Source organism: Streptomyces sp. NPDC018031 (assembly GCF_044327625.1).
Taxonomy (GTDB): Bacteria; Actinomycetota; Actinomycetes; order Streptomycetales; family Streptomycetaceae; genus Streptomyces.
On record NZ_JBIRFT010000007.1, the window covers coordinates 298,400 to 316,385 of the forward strand.

At 73.2% G+C, this 17,986-nt stretch carries 19 protein-coding genes; 15 read left to right on the plus strand and 4 right to left on the minus strand.

Annotated elements, in window-relative coordinates; genetic code table 11:
* The first annotated feature begins 154 nt into the window (after positions 1-154).
* From ACH4B3_RS19265 to ACH4B3_RS19275, 3 genes are all read left to right on the plus strand, one after another.
* Positions 155-1,243, plus strand: a complete 1,089-nt coding sequence (locus ACH4B3_RS19265; RefSeq protein ID WP_398464058.1) for a nitronate monooxygenase — start codon at positions 155-157, stop codon at positions 1,241-1,243.
* A complete protein-coding gene (locus tag ACH4B3_RS19270) occupies positions 1,240-1,986 on the plus strand; it encodes a 16S rRNA (uracil(1498)-N(3))-methyltransferase (protein WP_398464060.1) in 747 nt (248 codons plus the stop codon). The genes ACH4B3_RS19265 and ACH4B3_RS19270 overlap by 4 nt, the downstream gene beginning before the upstream one ends.
* Positions 1,987-2,078: 92 nt before the next feature.
* Complete coding sequence (locus ACH4B3_RS19275; protein ID WP_398464062.1) at positions 2,079-2,717, plus strand: class I SAM-dependent methyltransferase; 639 nt, start codon at positions 2,079-2,081, stop codon at positions 2,715-2,717.
* A gap of 146 nt (positions 2,718-2,863) precedes the next feature.
* On the opposite strand, the gene ACH4B3_RS19280 is transcribed toward ACH4B3_RS19275, so the two are convergent.
* On the minus strand, positions 2,864-3,337 hold the full coding sequence (locus ACH4B3_RS19280) for an RrF2 family transcriptional regulator (RefSeq protein ID WP_398464064.1): 474 nt from the start codon (positions 3,335-3,337) through the stop codon (positions 2,864-2,866).
* An 85-nt stretch (positions 3,338-3,422) separates the two neighbouring features.
* On the opposite strand from ACH4B3_RS19280, the gene ACH4B3_RS19285 reads away from it, so the two are divergent.
* From ACH4B3_RS19285 to ACH4B3_RS19300, 4 genes are all read left to right on the plus strand, one after another.
* Positions 3,423-4,163 (plus strand): SDR family oxidoreductase, encoded by a 741-nt coding sequence (locus ACH4B3_RS19285; protein WP_398464065.1) that lies wholly within the window; start codon positions 3,423-3,425, stop codon positions 4,161-4,163.
* 243 nt (positions 4,164-4,406) lie between these two features.
* Complete coding sequence (locus ACH4B3_RS19290) at positions 4,407-4,883, plus strand: hypothetical protein (protein WP_398464067.1); 477 nt, start codon at positions 4,407-4,409, stop codon at positions 4,881-4,883.
* Positions 4,884-5,120: 237 nt separating this feature from the next.
* A complete protein-coding gene (locus tag ACH4B3_RS19295; protein WP_398464069.1) occupies positions 5,121-5,480 on the plus strand; it encodes a histidine triad nucleotide-binding protein in 360 nt (119 codons plus the stop codon).
* Between the two features lie 5 nt (positions 5,481-5,485).
* Complete coding sequence (locus ACH4B3_RS19300; RefSeq protein WP_398464071.1) at positions 5,486-6,424, plus strand: ribonuclease Z; 939 nt, start codon at positions 5,486-5,488, stop codon at positions 6,422-6,424.
* Here ACH4B3_RS19300 and ACH4B3_RS19305 read toward each other — a convergent pair.
* Positions 6,372-6,836, minus strand: a complete 465-nt coding sequence (locus ACH4B3_RS19305; protein WP_398464073.1) for an ATP-binding protein — start codon at positions 6,834-6,836, stop codon at positions 6,372-6,374. The genes ACH4B3_RS19300 and ACH4B3_RS19305 overlap by 53 nt on opposite strands.
* A gap of 247 nt (positions 6,837-7,083) precedes the next feature.
* Here ACH4B3_RS19305 and ACH4B3_RS19310 point away from each other — a divergent pair, with 247 nt between their 5' ends.
* From ACH4B3_RS19310 to era, 7 genes are all read left to right on the plus strand, one after another.
* The gene (locus ACH4B3_RS19310; RefSeq protein WP_398464075.1) at positions 7,084-8,292 is read left to right on the plus strand and encodes a carbohydrate kinase family protein; all 1,209 of its coding nucleotides are present in this window, start codon (positions 7,084-7,086) and stop codon (positions 8,290-8,292) included.
* Positions 8,293-8,506: 214 nt separating this feature from the next.
* Positions 8,507-9,514, plus strand: coding sequence for a PhoH family protein (locus ACH4B3_RS19315; RefSeq protein ID WP_398464077.1), 1,008 nt, complete (start codon positions 8,507-8,509; stop codon positions 9,512-9,514).
* A 10-nt stretch (positions 9,515-9,524) separates the two neighbouring features.
* Complete coding sequence (gene ybeY / locus ACH4B3_RS19320) at positions 9,525-10,022, plus strand: rRNA maturation RNase YbeY (protein WP_398464079.1); 498 nt, start codon at positions 9,525-9,527, stop codon at positions 10,020-10,022.
* Positions 10,019-11,332, plus strand: coding sequence for a hemolysin family protein (locus ACH4B3_RS19325; protein ID WP_398464081.1), 1,314 nt, complete (start codon positions 10,019-10,021; stop codon positions 11,330-11,332). Before ybeY ends, ACH4B3_RS19325 begins: the two co-directional genes overlap by 4 nt.
* Before the next feature lie 379 nt (positions 11,333-11,711).
* Positions 11,712-12,062, plus strand: a complete 351-nt coding sequence (locus tag ACH4B3_RS19330; RefSeq protein WP_398464083.1) for a cytidine deaminase — start codon at positions 11,712-11,714, stop codon at positions 12,060-12,062.
* Between the two features lie 144 nt (positions 12,063-12,206).
* On the plus strand, positions 12,207-13,202 hold the full coding sequence (locus ACH4B3_RS19335) for an aldo/keto reductase (RefSeq protein WP_398464085.1): 996 nt from the start codon (positions 12,207-12,209) through the stop codon (positions 13,200-13,202).
* 183 nt (positions 13,203-13,385) lie between these two features.
* Positions 13,386-14,375, plus strand: coding sequence for a GTPase Era (era, locus tag ACH4B3_RS19340; protein WP_398464087.1), 990 nt, complete (start codon positions 13,386-13,388; stop codon positions 14,373-14,375).
* A 38-nt stretch (positions 14,376-14,413) separates the two neighbouring features.
* On the opposite strand, the gene ACH4B3_RS19345 is transcribed toward era, so the two are convergent.
* A complete protein-coding gene (locus ACH4B3_RS19345; RefSeq protein WP_398464089.1) occupies positions 14,414-14,680 on the minus strand; it encodes a protealysin inhibitor emfourin in 267 nt (88 codons plus the stop codon).
* Positions 14,681-14,784: 104 nt separating this feature from the next.
* Positions 14,785-15,858 carry a M4 family metallopeptidase gene (locus ACH4B3_RS19350; protein WP_398464091.1) on the minus strand — a complete coding sequence of 358 codons (1,074 nt, stop codon included), beginning with the start codon at positions 15,856-15,858 and terminating at the stop codon, positions 14,785-14,787.
* A 291-nt stretch (positions 15,859-16,149) separates the two neighbouring features.
* Between ACH4B3_RS19350 and leuA the strand changes: the two genes are divergently transcribed.
* Positions 16,150-17,928: a 2-isopropylmalate synthase gene (gene leuA, locus ACH4B3_RS19355; protein WP_398464093.1), complete on the plus strand. Its 1,779-nt coding sequence runs from the start codon at positions 16,150-16,152 to the stop codon at positions 17,926-17,928.
* Positions 17,929-17,986: the final 58 nt, after the last annotated feature.

Sequence of the window (17,986 nt, forward strand, 5' to 3'; positions counted from 1 at the left end):
CACGCGGCCCGGACCGGTGGCCACCGAGCCGCCGGACGGGCCGCGACGCCGTTGCCGTCCGCGGCCGGCGGGCGGATCAGGGCCGGTGGGGTCGGCTCCGCCACTCGCCCGAGGCCGTTACGGGTCGGTGCCGGGAACGTGACACGATGTGTTCATGTCCTCTGCGCTGACCGATCTTTTTCGGTATCCGATCGTGCAGGCCCCCATGGCCGGTGGCGCCTCCTGCCCTCACCTCGCCGCCACTGTCTCCGAGGCCGGCGGTCTCGGTTTCCTCGCCGCGGGCTACAAGACGCCGGAAGCGATGTACGAGGAGATCAAACAGCTCCGCGGACAGACCGACCGGCCGTTCGGCGTGAACCTGTTCATGCCGCAGCCGGCCACCGCCGATCCGTCCGCCGTCGAGGTCTACCGCGAGCAACTGGCCGGTGAGGCGTCCTGGTACGAGGCCCCGCTGGGCGACCCCGACTCGGGCAACGACGACGCCTACGAGGTCAAGCTGGCCATCCTGCTCGACGACCCGGTCCCGGTGGTCTCCTTCACCTTCGGCTGCCCCTCCCGGTCCGTCCTGGAGGCGTTCGCCAAGGCGGGCACCCGCACCGTGGTCACCGTCACCTCGCCGGTGGAGGCCCAGGCCGCGCAGTGGGCGGGCGCCGACGCGGTGTGCGTCCAGGGCGTCGAGGCGGGCGGCCACCAGGGCACCCACCGGGACGACCCGCACGCCGACGGCACCGGCGCCGGGTTCGGTCTGCTGTCGCTGATCGCCCTGGTGCGCGAGACGGTGCAACTGCCGGTCATCGCGGCCGGCGGGCTGATGCGCGGCGCGCAGATCGCGGCGGTGCTGGCCGCGGGCGCGAGCGCCGCGCAGCTGGGCACCGCCTTCCTGGTCTGTCCGGAGTCGGCCGCCAGCCCGCTGCACAAGCGGGCGATGACCGATCCGCTGTTCACCCGGACCGAGCTGACCCGCGCCTTCTCCGGGCGCCCGGCGCGCGGGCTGGTCAACCGCTTCATGCGCGAGCACGGCCGGTACGCCCCGGCCGCCTACCCCCAGGTGCACCACCTCACCTCCGGGCTGCGGAAGGCGGCGGCCAAGGCGGGTGATCCGCAGGGCATGGCGCTGTGGGCGGGCCAGGGGCACCGGCTGGCCCGGGAGATGCCCGCGGCGCAGCTGGTCGAGCTGCTCGCCGCCGAACTCGACCAGGCGCTCGTCGGCCTGCCCGCCTCGCGCGGGGGAGTGGCGTCGTGACCGCGCCGGTCTTCGTGGTGGACTCCGTGCCGGGCGCCGGGGAGTTCGTCCTGGACGGCCCCGAGGGGCGGCACGCCGTCTCGGTGCGGCGGCTGCGCCCCGGCGAGGAGGTGGTGCTCACCGACGGCGAGGGCGCCTGGGCGGAGGGGGTGGTGCTGGCGGCCGAGGGCAAGGACCGGCTGGTGCTCCGGGTGGCCGGCGGCCGCATGGTGGACGCCGAACCCGCGCCCCGGATCACGGTGGTGCAGGCACTTCCGAAGGGCGACCGCGGCGAGCTGGCCGTGGAGACGATGACCGAGACCGGTGTGGACGCGATCGTGCCGTGGACGGCGTCCCGCTGCATCACCCAGTGGCGCGGCGACCGGGGCGCCAAGTCGCTGGCCAAATGGCGTGCCACCGCCCGGGAGGCGGGCAAGCAGTCCCGCCGGGTGCGGTTCCCCCGGGTGCTGGAGCCGATGGGCACCAAGCAGGTGGCGGAGTTGCTCGCCGGTGCTGATTTCGCCGCGGTCCTGCACGAGGACCGGGACGCCGGCAGTGCGCCGCTGGCCACCGCGGAGCTGCCGGCCTCGGGCGGGATCGTGCTGGTCGTCGGCCCCGAAGGCGGGGTGTCGCCGGAGGAGTTGGCGGTCTTCGCCGCGGCGGGCGCGGCACCGTACCGGCTGGGGCCGAGCGTGCTGCGGACCTCCACGGCCGGCACCGCCGCGGTCGCGCTCCTGCTGGGCCGTACCGGCCGCTGGTCCTAGCGCCGGTCAGGTGACGTGGGTCCGGTGCCGGGGGCGAGGCCGGCGCGGGACCGGGAACTGCCGTGTCCGGGGCGGGTGTTAGCTTCTCTCCCGTGGCGGATCACCAGGACGAGACCAGGGCGGCCTACGACGGGATCGTCGAGCTGTACGCCTCGATGTTCGACAACCGGATGGAGACGGAGCCCTTCGCGCGGGCCATGATCGGCACCTTCGCCGAGCTGGTGCGCGGGACCGGGAACCCGCGCGCGGCCGACGTGGGGTGCGGGCCCGGGCATCTGACGGCCATGCTGCACGAACTGGGGCTGGACGCGTTCGGGCTCGACCTCTCCCCGGCCATGGTCGAGCACGCCCGGCGGGCCCATCCGGAGGTGCGGTTCGACGAGGCGCGGATGGAGGCCCTGCCGGTCGAGGACGGCGCGCTCGGCGGCGTGCTGGCCCACTACTCGATGATCCACACCCCGCCCGGGGAACTGCCCGCGCTCCTCGCCGAGCAGGTGCGCGTCCTGGCCCCCGGGGGCCTGCTGCTGGTCTCGTTCTTCGGGACCGACGGACCGGAGCCGGTCCGCTTCGACCACAAGGTGACGCCCGCCTACAGCTGGCCGGTGGACCGGTTCGCCGAGTTGCTGGCCGGGGCCGGGCTCGTCACGGTCGCCCGGCTGCTCCACGATCCGGCCTCCGCGCGGGGTTTCCTCGACACCCACCTGCTGGCCCGCCTGCCGGAGCGGCGCTGACACCGACCGGGTCCGCGTCCCGGCCCGGGTCCCGTCACAGGGGCGCCGGGCGGTACCCGGCGCGCCTCCGCCGCCGGGGCGGTGTGCCGCCGCCCGCCGCGGTGGGCGCCCCGGCGCGGTTCCTCCGGGCCGGGTGACGCCCGGGGCTATGCCGTCCCGGTCAGACGCAGCCGGGTGCGGGCCATCGCCGACGGGGTGAGCGTGGCGAGGATGTCCGCGAGGGTGACCCCCGTGAGGCTGTCCCGCCACGCCTGGTGCGCGTCGGCCATCTTCTCCGCCAGCACGCAGGTCCGGCGGCATTCCTCGTCGGGCAGGGCGCCCCGGCCCTGCCGGCGGATCTCCCGGCACTCGTACGGCGCGGACGCGCCGTCGACCGCCTCCACGATCTGCAGCAGGGTGATCTCGGCGGCGGGCCGGGCAAGCCGGAAGCCGCCCCGCGGACCGGTGGTCGCGGCCAGCACACCGGCTTTCACCAGCGCCTTCAGCTGCTTGGCCAGGTAGGCCGCGGGGAGGTCGTAGTACTCGGCGAGCTGAGCCGTCGACGCACTGGAGCCCGCGTCGAGCTGCGCCAGCGACGAGGCGCAGTGCAGGACCCATTCCGTACTCACAGGCAGCTTCACACACCTCAGTTTATTCGCAGACATCATGGATCTGTTTAGTCCATAATAGGGACAGCACTCGGAAGCGAGAGAAGGAGAGACCACCATGCGGATCGCAGTCGCCGGTGCGACCGGGAACATCGGGGCGCTCACCGCCGCCGCCCTCGAACGCGCCGGACACGAGGTGGTGCGGATCAGCCGCTCACTCGGCGTGGACCTGCTGACCGGGGACGGCCTGGCGGAGGCCCTCGCCGGGGTCGAGGCCGTCGTCGACGCGGTCAACGGCCCGGCGGGCGACCGGGACGAGACGGTGGCGTACTTCGGCACCACCACACGGAACCTGCTCGCCGCCGAGGAGCGGGCCGGGGTCCGCCACCACGTGCTGCTCTCGATCGCGGGGGCGGACCGCATCGAGGGCAACGCGCACTACGCGGGCAAGCGGGAGCAGGAGCGGCTGGTGGCCGCCGGACCGGTGCCGTGGACGATCGTCCCGGCCACCCAGTTCCACGACTTCGCGGCGATGGTGACGAGCTGGACCGAGCAGGACGGGGTCGCCACCATCGCGCCCCTGCTGGTGCAGCCGATCGCGCCCGCGGACGTGGCCGACGTCCTCGCCGAGATCGCGGCGGGCCGGCCGCGGCAGCGGTACGCCGACGTCGCCGGGCCGGAGCCGCAGGACCTGGTGGACATGGCCCGGCGGACCAACGAGGCGCGCGGCCGTACGGTGCGGCTGGTGCCGACCTGGTCGACGGTGTTCGGCCCGGACATGGCCGGAGACGTGCTGCTGCCCGGCGAAGGGGCCCGGATCGCGCCGACCACCTTCGACGCCTGGCTCGCCGAGCAGTGACGGGGCCGCGGCCCGCGTGGCGGTCCCGGCCCGCCGCCCGGGCCGCCACCGGAGGCGGGCCCGGCGGCAGCCGCGAGGTGGGGACCCCCGCGCCGGCCGCCGGGCCCGGCAGCCGGTGCGACGGGCAGGCGGTGCATGTCACGATGCATACCCTGTTTCCTGACTTCCCATGATGTAACAGGTGAAAGGTGTGGCCGAAGACCGTCTTCCGGAGCGGCTCGCGACGATGGCAACCTGTCCGTCATGCGGGTGTCGAGACGGATGGTGCGAGGTGGTCGGGCGCGAGGCGGCAGGCTGCTGGCGGTCGTCGCCGTGACGGGGGCGGTCATCGGGCTGACCGTCGCCTGCGAGCCGGATGAGGACCGAGGCCTCAGCGCCATCGGGGTGGCCTACACCACCGACAAGGTGGCCACCGAGGCGCTGGAGCGCGGCCATGTGCAAGTGCGCTGGATGACGTGCTCCGGCGACGCCAAGGGCGACGAGCGGGTGGGGCGGAGCGGTTCCTCCCGGCCGCCGGTCCGCGAGGTGTCCGTGCGCTGCCGCGGCCGCGCGGAGAAGAACGACGCCGACATCCGGGTGGAGGGCGTGGTCACCCATGAGCGCCAAGGCGCCTGCGTCCGGGGCGACCTGACCGCGAAGCTCGACGGCCGGCAGGTGTTCCGGGCCGATGTGATCGGCGACTGCGGCAGCGCCGGCAAGGCCGGCCGCCGCGCTTCCTGACCGCGCCGCGCTTCCGCGCTTCCTGACCGCGCCGCGCTTCCGCGCTTCCTGACCGCGCCGCGCTTCCGCGCTTCCTGACCGCGCCGCGCCTCGTGCCCGTGCCGTGCGCCTGCCGGGGCGCGCCGTGCCCGCCGGGCGCGCCTCGGCACCCGCCCCCGAGGAGCCGGGCCGCCCGGTAGCATCCCGGCTACGTACGGAACCAGCCGTACGAGCCCATGCGACCCGAGGAGCCCACCGGTGGCGGGAGAACCGCAGGCCGACTGCCTGTTCTGCAAGATCGTGAAAGGCGAGGTACCCGCGGACGTGGTCCACGAGACGGAGACCACCCTCGCCTTCCGCGACATAAACCCGCAGGCGCCCACCCACGTCCTGGTGATCCCCAAGGTGCACCACCCGGACGCCGCCTCGCTGGCGAACGCCGAACCGGCCGTGGCCGCCGACGTGCTGTGCGCCGCCGGCGAGGTGGCCAAGGCGGAGAGCGTCGAGGGCACCGGATTCCGGATCATCTTCAACACCGGCGCGGGCGCGGGCCAGACCGTGTTCCACGCGCACGCCCACGTGCTCGGCGGGCGCGGCTTCAACTGGCCCCCCGGGTAAGCACGTTGTCCGTACGAGAACTGGTCGTCCTGGGCACCGCCAGCCAGGTCCCGACCCGGCACCGCAACCACAACGGTTATCTGCTGCGCTGGGACGGCCAGGGCATGCTGTTCGACCCCGGCGAGGGCACCCAGCGCCAGATGCTGCGCGCCGGAGTGGCCGCGCACGACATCCACCGGATCTGCGTCACGCACTTCCACGGCGACCACTCACTGGGGCTGGCCGGGGTCATCCAGCGCATCAACCTGGACCGGGTGCCGCACCCGGTGACCGCCCACTACCCGGCGAGCGGCCGGCGGTTCTTCGAGCGACTGCGGTACGCCACCGCCTACCGGGAGACGGTGCGGCTGGCCGAGGAGCCGGTGGCGGCCGACGGGGTGCTGGCGCGCACCCCCGGCTACCTGCTGGAGGCGCGGCGGCTGTCCCACCCGGTGGAGTCCTTCGGCTACCGGCTGACCGAGCCGGACGGCCGCCGGATGCTCCCCGAGCGGCTGGCCGAACACGGCCTCGCCGGACCGGAGATCGGCCGGTTGCAGCGCACCGGGTCGGTCGTGGTGGACGGCCGTACCGTCACCCTCGACGAGGTGAGCGAGGAGCGCTACGGGCAGCGCTTCGCGTTCGTGATGGACACCCGGCTGTGCGACGGGGTGTACGCGCTGGCACAGGGGTGCGACCTGCTGGTGATCGAGTCGACGTTCCTCGACGAGGACGAGCGGCTGGCCACCGAGCACGGTCACCTGACGGCCGGCCAGGCGGGGGCGGTGGCGGCCGGGGCGGGCGTCCGCCACCTGGTGCTGACGCACTTCTCGCAGCGCTACGACGACCCGGCCGTCTTCGAACGGCAGGCGCGCCGGGCGGGCTTCGAGGGGGAGCTGACGGTCGCCCGCGACCTCATGCGCGTTCCGGTCCCCAGCCGTCGTCGGACCCCTCCGCCGGGTCGGTGACCAGGAAGGACACCACCTTGCCGGTCGCGGTCGGCTCCGAGGACAGCTCGGCCACCATGGCCGTGAGCAGGACCAGCCCGCGGCCGGTGTCCGCGTCCCAGGCCACCTCGGCCGGCACCGCCATCACCGGGCTGGAGTCGTGGACCATCACCCGCACCCCCTCGGCCACCTCGGCCAGCGTCAGGGTGCACGGGGCCCCGTGACCGACGTGCTTGTGCACATTGGTCAGCAGCTCGCTGATGCCCTGCGCGACGACCTGCCGCACCTGCTTGGCGTGGCCCCAGCGGCGCAGCTGCTCGTTCGCCTGCCGCCGGACGTGCTGGATCTCCTCCGGGTGCGCGGTCACCGGCGTCACGCTGGTGCGCCCCGCGACCCCCTGCCCGGCGGCGCTCGGGGCTGTCTGTTCTGCCATGGAACCCTTCGGACCCTTCACCAGGACACTCCCGCCACCTCCGCCGGACCTCGTCCGGTGGCGCCCCCGGCCGGCACCCGGCGGGAACCGTGTGCGCGCAGTGGTCGGAGGATCACAGAGTGGCCCGCAAAGCCGTTGATGCGCAAGCGTGTTGAGTGACACAACATGGCCCGACCGGCCACGGTGGCCGGAACTGTCCGTGTGATGGTGGACGATGGGTGAGAACGGAACGACCGCGGAGCGTACGGTGACGACACACGACGACGAACAGTTCGCCCCTCCCGCTGCCCTGCCCGCTGCCCTGCTCGACCCGCTGGCCGCGCTCCGCCGCCCCGGCGACCCGCCCTGGGACGTCCACCTCACCGGCACGGTCTTCCTCGACATCATCTTCACCGGACTGGACTCCGCTCCGGTGCGCGGCACCGAGTCGTGGGCGCGCGGCATGGGCTCCAGCCCGGGCGGCGTCGCCAACATGGCCACCGCGCTCGCCCGGCTGGGGCTGCGCACCTCGCTCGCCGCCGCGTTCGGCGACGACATGTACGGCGACTACTGCCGGGACGCCCTGGAGCGGGGCGAGGGCATCGACCTGTCGCGGTCCCGCACGGTGCCCGGCTGGCACTCCCCGGTGACCGTGTCCATGGCCTACGAGGGCGAACGCACCATGGTGTCGCACGGTCACGAGGCGCCACCGCACGGCGGCGCGCCGCATGGTGCGCTGACCGCGGCCGGGTCCGGCCAGGGCCCCGGCCGGGACCCCGCCGCGGAGCCGGCCGCGCCCCCGCGGGCGCGGGCCGCGATCGCCGCGCTGGTGCCGGGCAGCCGGGAGGGGTGGATCGCGCGGGCCGCCGCCGGGGGCTGCCGGATCTTCGCCGACGTCGGCTGGGACGACAGCGGCCGCTGGGACCCGGCCGACCTCGCCGACTTGGAGCACTGCGAGGCGTTCCTGCCCAACGCCACCGAGGCGATGCGCTACACCCGCACCGACTGCCCGCGGGCCGCCGCGCACGCGCTGGCCGAGCGGGTGCCGCTGGCGGTGGTGACGCTGGGCGCGGAGGGCGCCTACGCGGTCGACGGGCGGACCGGGGAGACCGCCGAGGTGCCCGCCATCGCGGTGGAGGCGCTGGACCCCACCGGGGCGGGGGACGTGTTCGTGGCGGGCTTCGTCACCGGCACCCTCGCCGACTGGCCGCTGGCCGACCGGCTGGCCTTCGCCGGGCTCACCGCCGCCCTGTCGGTACAGGAGTTCGGCGGCTCGCTCTCCGCGCCCGGCTGGGCCGAGGTAGCCGCCTGGTGGCAGCACATGAAGTCCTACGCGGGCACCCCCGGGGACGCGGCGGCCGCCCAGGACCGCGCCGCGCTGCACCGCTACGACTTCCTGGACCGGATGGTGCCCGCGGCGCCCCGCCCCTGGCCGCTCGCCCGGGCCGTGCCCACCATCGGCTTCCGGCGGCCCTGACCGGCCGTCACCGGCTGGTGACCGGTCGTCCCCGCCCGCCCGGGACGGCCACCGGGCGGGCCCCGCAGCCCCGGCCGGACGCTCCGGCGGGCCCGCGGCACCCTGCCGAAAAGCACTCGGGCCTTGTCGGTGCCCCGTCGTATCCTTTGACTATCGAGGCTGGCGAGCAGCCGGACTCTGCCCGAGGAGGATGAGCAGGCCGCAGAGCCGACTTATGACGCAGACACCCACAGGACGGCAGGCGCACGCCCAGTTCACGGTTCCCAGCAAGCACCCCATGGTCACGGTCCTGGGGTCCGGGGACTCGCTGCTGCGCGTCATCGAGAAGGCCTTTCCGTCGACGGATATCCATGTACGTGGCAACGAGGTCAACGCCACCGGTGACGAGCGGGAAGTCGCCCTGGTCCAACGCCTCTTCGACGAGATGATGCTGGTGCTCCGCACCGGTCAGCCGATGACGGAGGACGCGGTGGAGCGGTCGATCGCCATGCTCAGGGCGGCGGACAACGGGGAGAGCGGTGCTCCGGAGAGCCCGGCCGAGGTGCTCACCCAGAACATCCTCTCCAACCGGGGCCGCACCATCCGCCCCAAGACGCTCAACCAGAAGCGGTACGTCGACGCCATCGACAAGCACACGGTGGTGTTCGGCATCGGCCCCGCGGGCACCGGCAAGACCTACCTGGCCATGGCCAAGGCGGTCCAGGCCCTGCAGTCCAAGCAGGTCAACCGGATCATCCTGACCCGGCCGGCGGTCGAGGCGGGGGAGCGGCTGGGGTTCCTGCCCGGCACCCTCTACGAGAAGATCGACCCGTACCTGCGGCCGCTCTACGACGCGCTGCACGACATGCTCGACCCCGACTCCATCCCGCGGCTGATGGCCGCCGGGACGATCGAGGTCGCCCCACTGGCGTACATGCGCGGCCGGACGCTGAACGACGCGTTCATCATTCTGGACGAGGCGCAGAACACCAACCCCGAGCAGATGAAGATGTTCCTCACCCGGCTCGGCTTCGACTCCAAGATAGTGATCACCGGGGACGTCACCCAGGTCGACCTGCCGAACGGCACCAAGAGCGGCCTGCGTCAGGTGCGGGAGATCCTGGACGGCGTCCCCGACGTCCACTTCTCCATGCTCACCAGCACCGACGTGGTCCGGCACAAGCTGGTCGGCCGTATCGTCGACGCGTACGAGCAGTACGACAGCCGCAACGGGAAGCAGTAGTCACAGCGCCATGGCGATCGACGTCAACAACGAATCCGGTACCGATATCGACGAGCAGGCCGTCCTGGACGTCGCCCGCTACGCACTGGCCCGGATGCGTATCCACCCGCTGTCCGAACTCTCGGTGATCGTCGTCGACGCCGATGCCATGGAGCAGCTGCACATCCAGTGGATGGACCTGCCCGGCCCGACCGATGTCATGTCCTTCCCGATGGATGAGCTGCGGCCGCCGTCCAAGGACGACGAGGAGCCCCCGCAGGGGCTCCTCGGGGACATCGTGCTCTGCCCCGAGGTGGCCAAGCGGCAGGGCGAGGAGGCGCCGACCGGCCACTCCATGGACGAGGAGCTCCAGCTGCTGACCGTGCACGGCGTGCTCCACCTCCTCGGCTACGACCACGAGGAGCCCGACGAGCGGGCGGAGATGTTCGGCCTGCAGGCCGCGATCGTCGACGGCTGGCGGGCCGAGCGCGGGATCGAGGGCCCCTCCCCGGCCCCCACCACCCGATGACCGGCCAGCTGATCGCCGCCGCCGTCCTGCTGGTGGTGGTCGCCTGGCTGGCGGCCTGCGCCGAGGCCGGCCTGGCCCGCACCACCCGGTTCCGCGCCGAGGAGGCGCTGCGGTCCGGGCGGCGCGGCGGCGCGAAGCTGATGGCGGTCGCCGAGGACCCCACCCGCTACCTCAACGTCGCCCTGCTGGTGCGGGTGGCCTGCGAGGTCGCCGCGGGCGCCGTGGTGACGTACGCCTGTGTGCGGGCCTTCGACACCACCTGGGAGGCCCTGGTCATCGCGATCGGGGTGATGGTGCTGGTCAGCTATGTGGCGGTGGGTGTCTCGCCGCGCACCATCGGTGCCCAGCACCCGCTGAACACCGCGACGGCCGCCGCCTATGTGCTGCTGCCGCTGGCCCGGATCATGGGCCCGGTCCCGCAGCTGCTGATCCTGCTGGGCAACGCGCTGACCCCCGGCAAGGGCTTCGCCAAGGGCCCGTTCGCGTCCGAGGCGGAGCTGCGCGCGCTGGTCGACCTCGCCGAGAAGGAGTCGCTGATCGAGGACGACGAGCGCCGCATGGTGCACTCGGTCTTCGAACTGGGCGACACCCTGGTGCGCGAGGTCATGGTGCCGCGCACCGACCTGGTGACCATCGAGCGCTTCAAGACCATCCGGCAGGCGCTGACCCTCGCACTCCGCTCGGGCTACTCGCGTATCCCGGTCACCGGGGAGAGCGAGGACGACATCGTCGGCATGGTCTACCTCAAGGACCTGGCCCGCAAGACGCACATCAGCCGGGACGCGGAGGCGGAACTGGTCTCCACCGCGATGCGCCCGGCGGCGTTCGTCCCGGACACCAAGAACGCCGGGGACCTGCTCCGGGAGATGCAGCAGGAGCGCAGCCACGTCGCGGTGGTCATCGACGAGTACGGCGGCACGGCCGGGATCGTCACCATCGAGGACATCCTGGAGGAGATCGTCGGGGAGATCACCGACGAGTACGACCGGGAGCTGCCGCCGGTGGAGGAGCTGGGGGAGGACCGCTACCGGGTCACCGCCCGGCTGGACATCGGCGACCTCGGCGAGCTGTACGGGCTGGTGCTGGACGACGAGGACGTGGAGACCGTCGGCGGGCTGCTCGCCAAGTTCCTGGGCCGGGTCCCGATCGCCGGCGCGGCGGCCGAGATACCGCTGCCGGAGGACGGTCCGCAGCCGGACCTGGCGGCGCTGCGGCTGACCGCCGAAGCCTCCGCCGGCCGCCGGAACAAGATCGTCACCGTGCTGGTGGAGCCGGTGCGCATCGCCGGCTCGGAGCGGGCCGAGGGCTGACGCGCCCGCCGGGGGTCCGCGGTGCCGCCGCGGCCCTCCCGGCGGCCTGCCTTCCGGCGGCCTGCCTCCCGGCGGCCTGCCTCCCGGCGGCCTGCCTCCAGGGCGGCCCGCGCGCCCGGTGGCTCGCGCTCTCGGTGGTGCGTCCTCCCGTCGGTGTGACCCCCCGGCGGCCCGCGGTCCCGGCGGTGCGCCCTCCCGGCGCCCGCGCTCCCGTCTGACCTCCCGGCGGCCCGTGGTCCCGGCGGTGCGTCCTCCCGGCGGTCCGGTGGTGACCTCCCGGCGGCCCGCGCTCTCGGCGGGCCCGCGCTCGGCGGCCCCGCGCTTCGGGCGGTGCGACCTCCCGGTCGGGGCCCGCGCCGGCCCGCTTATCCTCGTCCCCATGAGCGAAGCAGCCCCGCTGGACCCGGAAGACCAGAAGATCATCACGCTGGCCCGCTCCGCGCGCGCCCGCAACGGCGTGCCGGAGGGTGCCGCCGTCCGTGACGAGACCGGGCGCACCTATGTCGCCGGGACCGTCGCGCTGGACTCGCTCCGGCTCAGCGCGCTGCGCACCGCCGTCGCGATGGCCGTGGCCAGCGGCGCGACCTCGCTGGAGGCCGCCGCGGTGGTCTCCGCCGACGAGGCCGTGGCGGACGAGGACCGGGCCGCCGTGCGGGACCTGGGCGGGGCCGGCACCCCGGTGCTGCTGGCGGGCCCCGACGGCGTCCTGCGCGCCACCGAGCCGGCCTGAGCCGCACCCGCCCGGCCCGGCCGCGCCCGTCCATAGCCACCGGTTATCACGGAAGATCTTGGACGCGACCGGTCCGGCGCGAGAGGCTGATGATCAGTCGGGGAAACCACCCCGGCTGATCACCGGCCTCCGAGGAGCCACACCGTGACCGCGCTTCCCACCCGAGCCCTGGGCGACCTGACGACCTCCGCGATCGGCTTCGGAGCGATGGTGCTCTCGCCCGGCGTCTACGGGGAGATCGACGACGACCGGGCCCTGACCGCCCTGCGCTCCGCGCTGGACGAGGGCGCCACCCTGATCGACACCTCCGACGGCTACGGCGAGCAGGGGCACAACGAGCGCATCGTGGGCGAGGCCGTCCGCGGCCGCCGCGACGAGGTGGTGATCGCCACCAAGTTCGGCTTCCGGCTCCCGGAGGGCGTCGAGCCCCACCCCTTCCCCGTCAACTACTCCTTCGAGCAGCTGGCGGTCAACGCCGAGCCGCGGCACATACGCGGCTACGCGCAGACCTCGCTGCGCACCCTGGGCACCGACCACATCGACCTGTACTACCCGCACTTCCCCGACCCGGTGGTCCCGATCGAGGAGACCGTCGGCGCCGTCGCCGAGCTCGTCGAGGAGGGCCTGGTCCGGCACCTGGGCATGTCCAACGTCACCGCCGACCAGCTGCGCCGGGCGCACGCCGTCCACCCGGTGGCCGCCGTGCAGGCCCAGTGGTCGATGTGGGCCCCGGTCGACACGGAGCTGCACGCCACCGCCCGCGAGCTGGGCATCGGTGTCGTCGCCTGGTCCCCGCTGGGCAGCGGCTTCCTGACCGGCACCGTCCAGGACGTCAAGGACGACGACTTCCGCCGCTTCATCCCCGGCTTCTCGTCCGGCAACCTCAAGGCGAACAACGACCGCTTCGCGCCGGTCCGCGAGATCGCCGCCGAACTCGGCCTGACCCCCAGCGGGCTGGCCCTGGCCTGGCTGCTGCACCAGGACGAGCACGTGGTGCCGATCCCCGGCAGCCGCACCCCGGCGCACATCGCGGAGAACCTGTCCGCGGCCGGGACCTCGCTCTCCCCGGAGATCCTGGCCCGCATCGACCAGGCGCTGGACGGCTTCGTCCCCGAGGGCGGCACCAGCCTGCTCGGCTGAGCCGCGCCACCGCCACCGCCACCGACACCGCCACCGGTACCGCCGGCGACCTTGGTGAGGGGCGCCGCCGCGGCCGGTCCGCCGCCCGTGCCGCTCCGCCGCGCGACCCCGCGCGGCCGGGGCGGCGGGCCCCGGGCGGGCGGGTGGTCGGAGCGGGCCGGGGGATCGGGGAGAATGGGCGGCATGAGCGTTCCTACCCCGCACCCCGTCGAGCCCGCACCGCGCGGCGGCACCACCCCGCACCGTGCCGGGTTCGCCTGCTTCGTGGGCCGCCCCAACGCGGGCAAGTCCACCCTGACGAACGCTCTGGTCGGCACCAAGGTGGCCATCACCTCCAACCGGCCGCAGACCACCCGGCACACCGTGCGCGGCATCGTGCACCGCCCCGACGCCCAGCTGGTGCTGGTCGACACCCCCGGGCTGCACAAGCCGCGCACCCTGCTCGGCGAGCGGCTCAACGACGTCGTGCGGACCACCTGGGCCGAGGTCGACGTGATCGGCTTCTGCCTGCCCGCCGACCAGAAGCTGGGCCCCGGCGACCGGTACATCGCCACCGAGCTCGCCGGGATCAAGAAGACCCCGAAGATCGCGATCGTCACCAAGACCGACCTGGTCGACTCCAAGCAGCTCGCCGAACAGCTGATCGCCATCGACCGGCTCGGCAAGGACCTGGGCATCGAGTGGGCGGAGATCGTCCCGGTGTCGGCGGTCGCCGGCGACAAGGGCGCCGGCGGCAGGGCGGGCCAGGTGGACCTCCTGGCGGACCTGATCGCCCCGCTGCTGCCGGAGGGCCCGGCGCTGTACCCGGAGGGTGACCTCACCGACGAGCCGGAGCAGGTGATGGTCGCCGAGCTCATCCGGGAGGCGGCGCTGGAGGGCGTCCGGGACGAGCTGCCGCACTCCATCGCCGTGGTGGTGGAGGAGATGCTGCCGCGGGAGGACCGCCCGGCCGACCGGCCGCTGCTGGACATCCACGCCAACGTCTACATCGAGCGGCCCAGCCAGAAGGGGATCATCATCGGCCCCAAGGGCAAGCGGCTCAAGGAGGTCGGCACCAAGTCGCGCAAGCACATCGAGGCGCTGCTGGGCACGCCGGTCTTCCTCGACCTGCACGTGAAGGTCGCCAAGGACTGGCAGCGCGACCCCAAGCAGCTGCGCAAGCTGGGCTTCTAGCCCCGTTCCGGCGCGTGAGCCGCGACGCTCGCCGCGGCTCAGGCGCCTTCCTTGAGGACGGTGCGGACCAGTTCGCGCTGCGCGTCGCTGAGCCCGGGGTCGGCGCAGTGGGTGGTACGGCTGTCCACCGTGATCTCGTAGTGGAAGCCGTCCGGGACGCCGCGCGGGGACGCGGCGGGCCCGGACTCGACCGCCTGATGCGCCAGGGCCTCCAGATGACGGGCGTCGGGGCGGCCGGCGGTGTCCAGCTCGGCCCGGCGTTCGATGCCGGCGAAGCCGCCGGTGCGGGTGACACGGATACGCATGGCACCATCCTTACCCGGTACGGCGCCCCGCATCGCCCGCCGCGGCGCGGTCCGGTGCGTCCGGGCACCCGGTCGCACCGCTCCCGGCGGCCGCCGGGCGGTTCTCAGGCCGGCTCGTCCGCCGCCTCCACCTCCACCCCGACCTCGGTCCAGGCGTCCTTGACCGCCTTGTGCTCGTCACCGTCGCCGAACCGCTCGTGGGCGGCCGCCACGGTGAGCCGGGCGAAGTCGGCGAACCGGGCGTCGGTGGCCAGTTCACCGCCGGTCAGCACGTCGTACCAGACCTGACCGGCCTTCTCCCAGGCGTTCCCGCCGATCTCGGTGGCGGCGAGGTGGAAGGCGCGGTTGGGGATGCCCGAGTTGATGTGCACCCCGCCGTTGTCCTGGCTGGTGCGGACGAAGTCGTCCATGTGCCCCGGCTGGGGGTCCTTGCCGAGGACGTCGTCGTCGTACGCGGTGCCGGGGGCCTTCATCGACCGCAGGGCCTCGCCGCTGACGTCCGGGCCGAGCAGCCCGGCGCCGATCAGCCAGTCGGCCTGGTCGGCGGTCTGGCCGAGCGCGTGCTGTTTGATCAGCGCGCCGAACACGTCGGAGAGGGACTCGTTGAGCGCGCCGGACTGCCCGAAGTACTCCAGGTTGGCGGTGTACTGGGTGACGCCGTGGGTCAGCTCGTGGCCGATGACGTCCACCGGGATGGTGAAGTCCAGGAAGAGGTCGCCGTCGCCGTCGCCGAAGACCATCCGCTCGCCGTCCCAGAAGGCGTTGGCGTACTCCTCGCCGTAGTGGACGGTGGCGTCCAGCGGCAGGCCGGAGCCGTCGATGGAGTGCCGCTGGTAGGCGTCGAGGAACAGCTGGAAGGTGGCGCCGAGTCCGGCGTGGGCGCGGTTGACGGTGGCGTCGTCGGACGGCCCGTCGCCCTCCGCGTGCACCTTGGTGCCGGGCAGCGTCTCCTGGTGGCGGGCGTCGTAGATGGTCCGGTCGGGCTTGTCGGACGCGGCGCGGGCGGTGGGGGCCAGGCCGCGGACGGTGGTGATGCGGCGGCGGGTGCGCTGGAGGGCGTCGTGTTCCAGGGTGCGTCGGGCGGCCGCGGAGCGCCGCGGATGGTCGGCGCGGGCGAGTGCGACGAGGACGTGCGGTGGCACGATCGTGCAGAAGACCGGGTTTTTGGTGACATCCATACCAGGCAATGTGGCAGTGGGTCACGGTGCTGTCACCCCGTGCTGCCATGATTGATGAATACGAGTGGTTCCTCACGTTTCCGGCATGACGCGAGGCCCGTCCCGCATACTGATACGACACGACCACTCCTCGACCGGTTCGGCTAGGGTGCTGCGCATCATGCGTTTCGGGCTGCTTCTCCTTAGCTGCCGCGGCGAGGGCCTGTAGTCGTAGGCCGACCCCCTCCCCGCGGAGTTCGGTGTTGCCTCACCGTCGGCCGTCGAAGATCGTTCGACAGGAGCCCCGCGCACATGACCTCCTCCTCCGCCAACGCCGGCAACGCCGTCGGCCGTCCCACCCCCATCACCGCGGCGACCGTCGCCCAGCGGCCCTCGGGGATGCCGATCCACAAGTACGGGCGGTACGAGGCCGTCGACATCCCCGACCGCACCTGGCCGGACAACCGCATCACCGCGGCCCCCCGCTGGCTCTCCACCGACCTGCGGGACGGCAACCAGGCGCTGATCGACCCGATGTCCCCGGCCCGCAAGCGGGAGATGTTCGACCTGCTGGTGCGCATGGGCTACAAGGAGATCGAGGTCGGCTTCCCCTCCTCGGGCCAGACCGACTTCGACTTCGTACGGTCGATCATCGAAGAGGGCGCGATCCCGGAGGACGTGACCATCTCGGTGCTGACCCAGGCCCGCGAGGAGCTGATCGAGCGGACCGTGGAGTCGCTGGTCGGCGCGCACCGCGCGACGGTGCACCTGTACAACGCGACCGCCCCGGTCTTCCGCCGGGTGGTCTTCCGCGGCTCCCGGGAGCAGGTCAGGCAGATCGCGGTGGACGGCACCCGGCTGGTGATGGAGTACGCGGAGAAGCTGCTGGGCGACGAGACGGTCTTCGGCTACCAGTACAGCCCGGAGATCTTCACCGACACCGAGCTGGACTTCGCGCTGGAGGTCTGCGAGGGCGTGATGGACGTCTGGCAGCCCGAGGAGGGCCGCGAGATCATCCTCAACCTGCCCGCCACCGTGGAGCGCTCCACCCCCTCGACGCACGCGGACCGCTTCGAGTGGATGTCCCGGAACCTGTCGCGGCGCGAGCACGTCTGCCTGTCGGTCCACCCGCACAATGACCGCGGCACCGCCGTCGCCGCCGCCGAGCTGGCGATCATGGCGGGCGCGGACCGGATCGAGGGCTGCCTGTTCGGGCAGGGCGAGCGCACCGGCAACGTCGACCTGGTCACCCTGGGCATGAACCTGTTCAGCCAGGGCGTGGACCCGCAGATCGACTTCTCGCAGATCGACGAGATCCGCCGGACCGCCGAGTACTGCAGCCAGATGGAGGTCCACCCGCGCCACCCCTACGCCGGCGACCTGGTCTACACCGCCTTCTCCGGCTCCCACCAGGACGCCATCAAGAAGGGCTTCGAGGCGATGGAGGCCGACGCGGCGGGCCGCGGCGTGACGGTCGACGACATCGAGTGGGCGGTGCCGTACCTGCCCATCGACCCCAAGGACGTGGGCCGTTCCTACGAGGCCGTCATCCGGGTGAACTCGCAGTCCGGCAAGGGCGGTATCGCCTACGTCCTGAAGAATGACCACAAGCTGGACCTGCCGCGCCGGATGCAGATCGAGTTCTCCAAGACGATTCAGGCCAAGACCGACGCCGAGGGCGGCGAGGTCACGCCGGGCCAGATCTGGTCGGTCTTCCAGGACGAATACCTGCCGAACCCGGACAACCCGTGGGGCCGGATCCAGCTGCGCACCGGACAGACGACGACCGGCAAGGACGGCACGGACACGCTGACCGTCGAGGCGGTCGTGGACGGGGCCGAGACCGTGCTGACCGGGTCCGGCAACGGTCCGATCTCCGCGTTCTTCGCCGCGCTCGGCACCATCGGCGTCGACGCCCGGCTGCTGGACTACCAGGAGCACACCATGAGCGAGGGGGCGAGCGCCCAGGCCGCCTCGTACATCGAGTGCGCGATCGACGGCAAGGTGCTGTGGGGCATCGGCATCGACGCCAACACCACCCGCGCCTCGCTCAAGGCGGTCGTCTCGGCCGTCAACCGGGCCGCCCGCTGAGCCGCTGACCACCGTCACCCGAACGGGGTCCCGCCGGCCGCGCACGGCGGGCGGGGCC

Coding starts and splice junctions, on each gene's coding strand:
- ACH4B3_RS19265 (WP_398464058.1), top strand. CDS start 155: ATGTCCTCTGCGCTGACCGATCTTTTTCGGTATCCGATCGTGCAGGCC.
- ACH4B3_RS19285 (WP_398464065.1), top strand. CDS start 3,423: ATGCGGATCGCAGTCGCCGGTGCGACCGGGAACATCGGGGCGCTCACC.
- ACH4B3_RS19290 (WP_398464067.1), top strand. CDS start 4,407: ATGCGGGTGTCGAGACGGATGGTGCGAGGTGGTCGGGCGCGAGGCGGC.
- ACH4B3_RS19305 (WP_398464073.1), bottom strand. CDS start 6,836: ATGGCAGAACAGACAGCCCCGAGCGCCGCCGGGCAGGGGGTCGCGGGG.
- ACH4B3_RS19315 (WP_398464077.1), top strand. CDS start 8,507: ATGACGCAGACACCCACAGGACGGCAGGCGCACGCCCAGTTCACGGTT.
- ybeY (WP_398464079.1), top strand. CDS start 9,525: ATGGCGATCGACGTCAACAACGAATCCGGTACCGATATCGACGAGCAG.
- ACH4B3_RS19325 (WP_398464081.1), top strand. CDS start 10,019: ATGACCGGCCAGCTGATCGCCGCCGCCGTCCTGCTGGTGGTGGTCGCC.
- ACH4B3_RS19330 (WP_398464083.1), top strand. CDS start 11,712: ATGAGCGAAGCAGCCCCGCTGGACCCGGAAGACCAGAAGATCATCACG.
- era (WP_398464087.1), top strand. CDS start 13,386: ATGAGCGTTCCTACCCCGCACCCCGTCGAGCCCGCACCGCGCGGCGGC.
- ACH4B3_RS19345 (WP_398464089.1), bottom strand. CDS start 14,680: ATGCGTATCCGTGTCACCCGCACCGGCGGCTTCGCCGGCATCGAACGC.
- ACH4B3_RS19350 (WP_398464091.1), bottom strand. CDS start 15,858: ATGGATGTCACCAAAAACCCGGTCTTCTGCACGATCGTGCCACCGCAC.
- leuA (WP_398464093.1), top strand. CDS start 16,150: ATGACCTCCTCCTCCGCCAACGCCGGCAACGCCGTCGGCCGTCCCACC.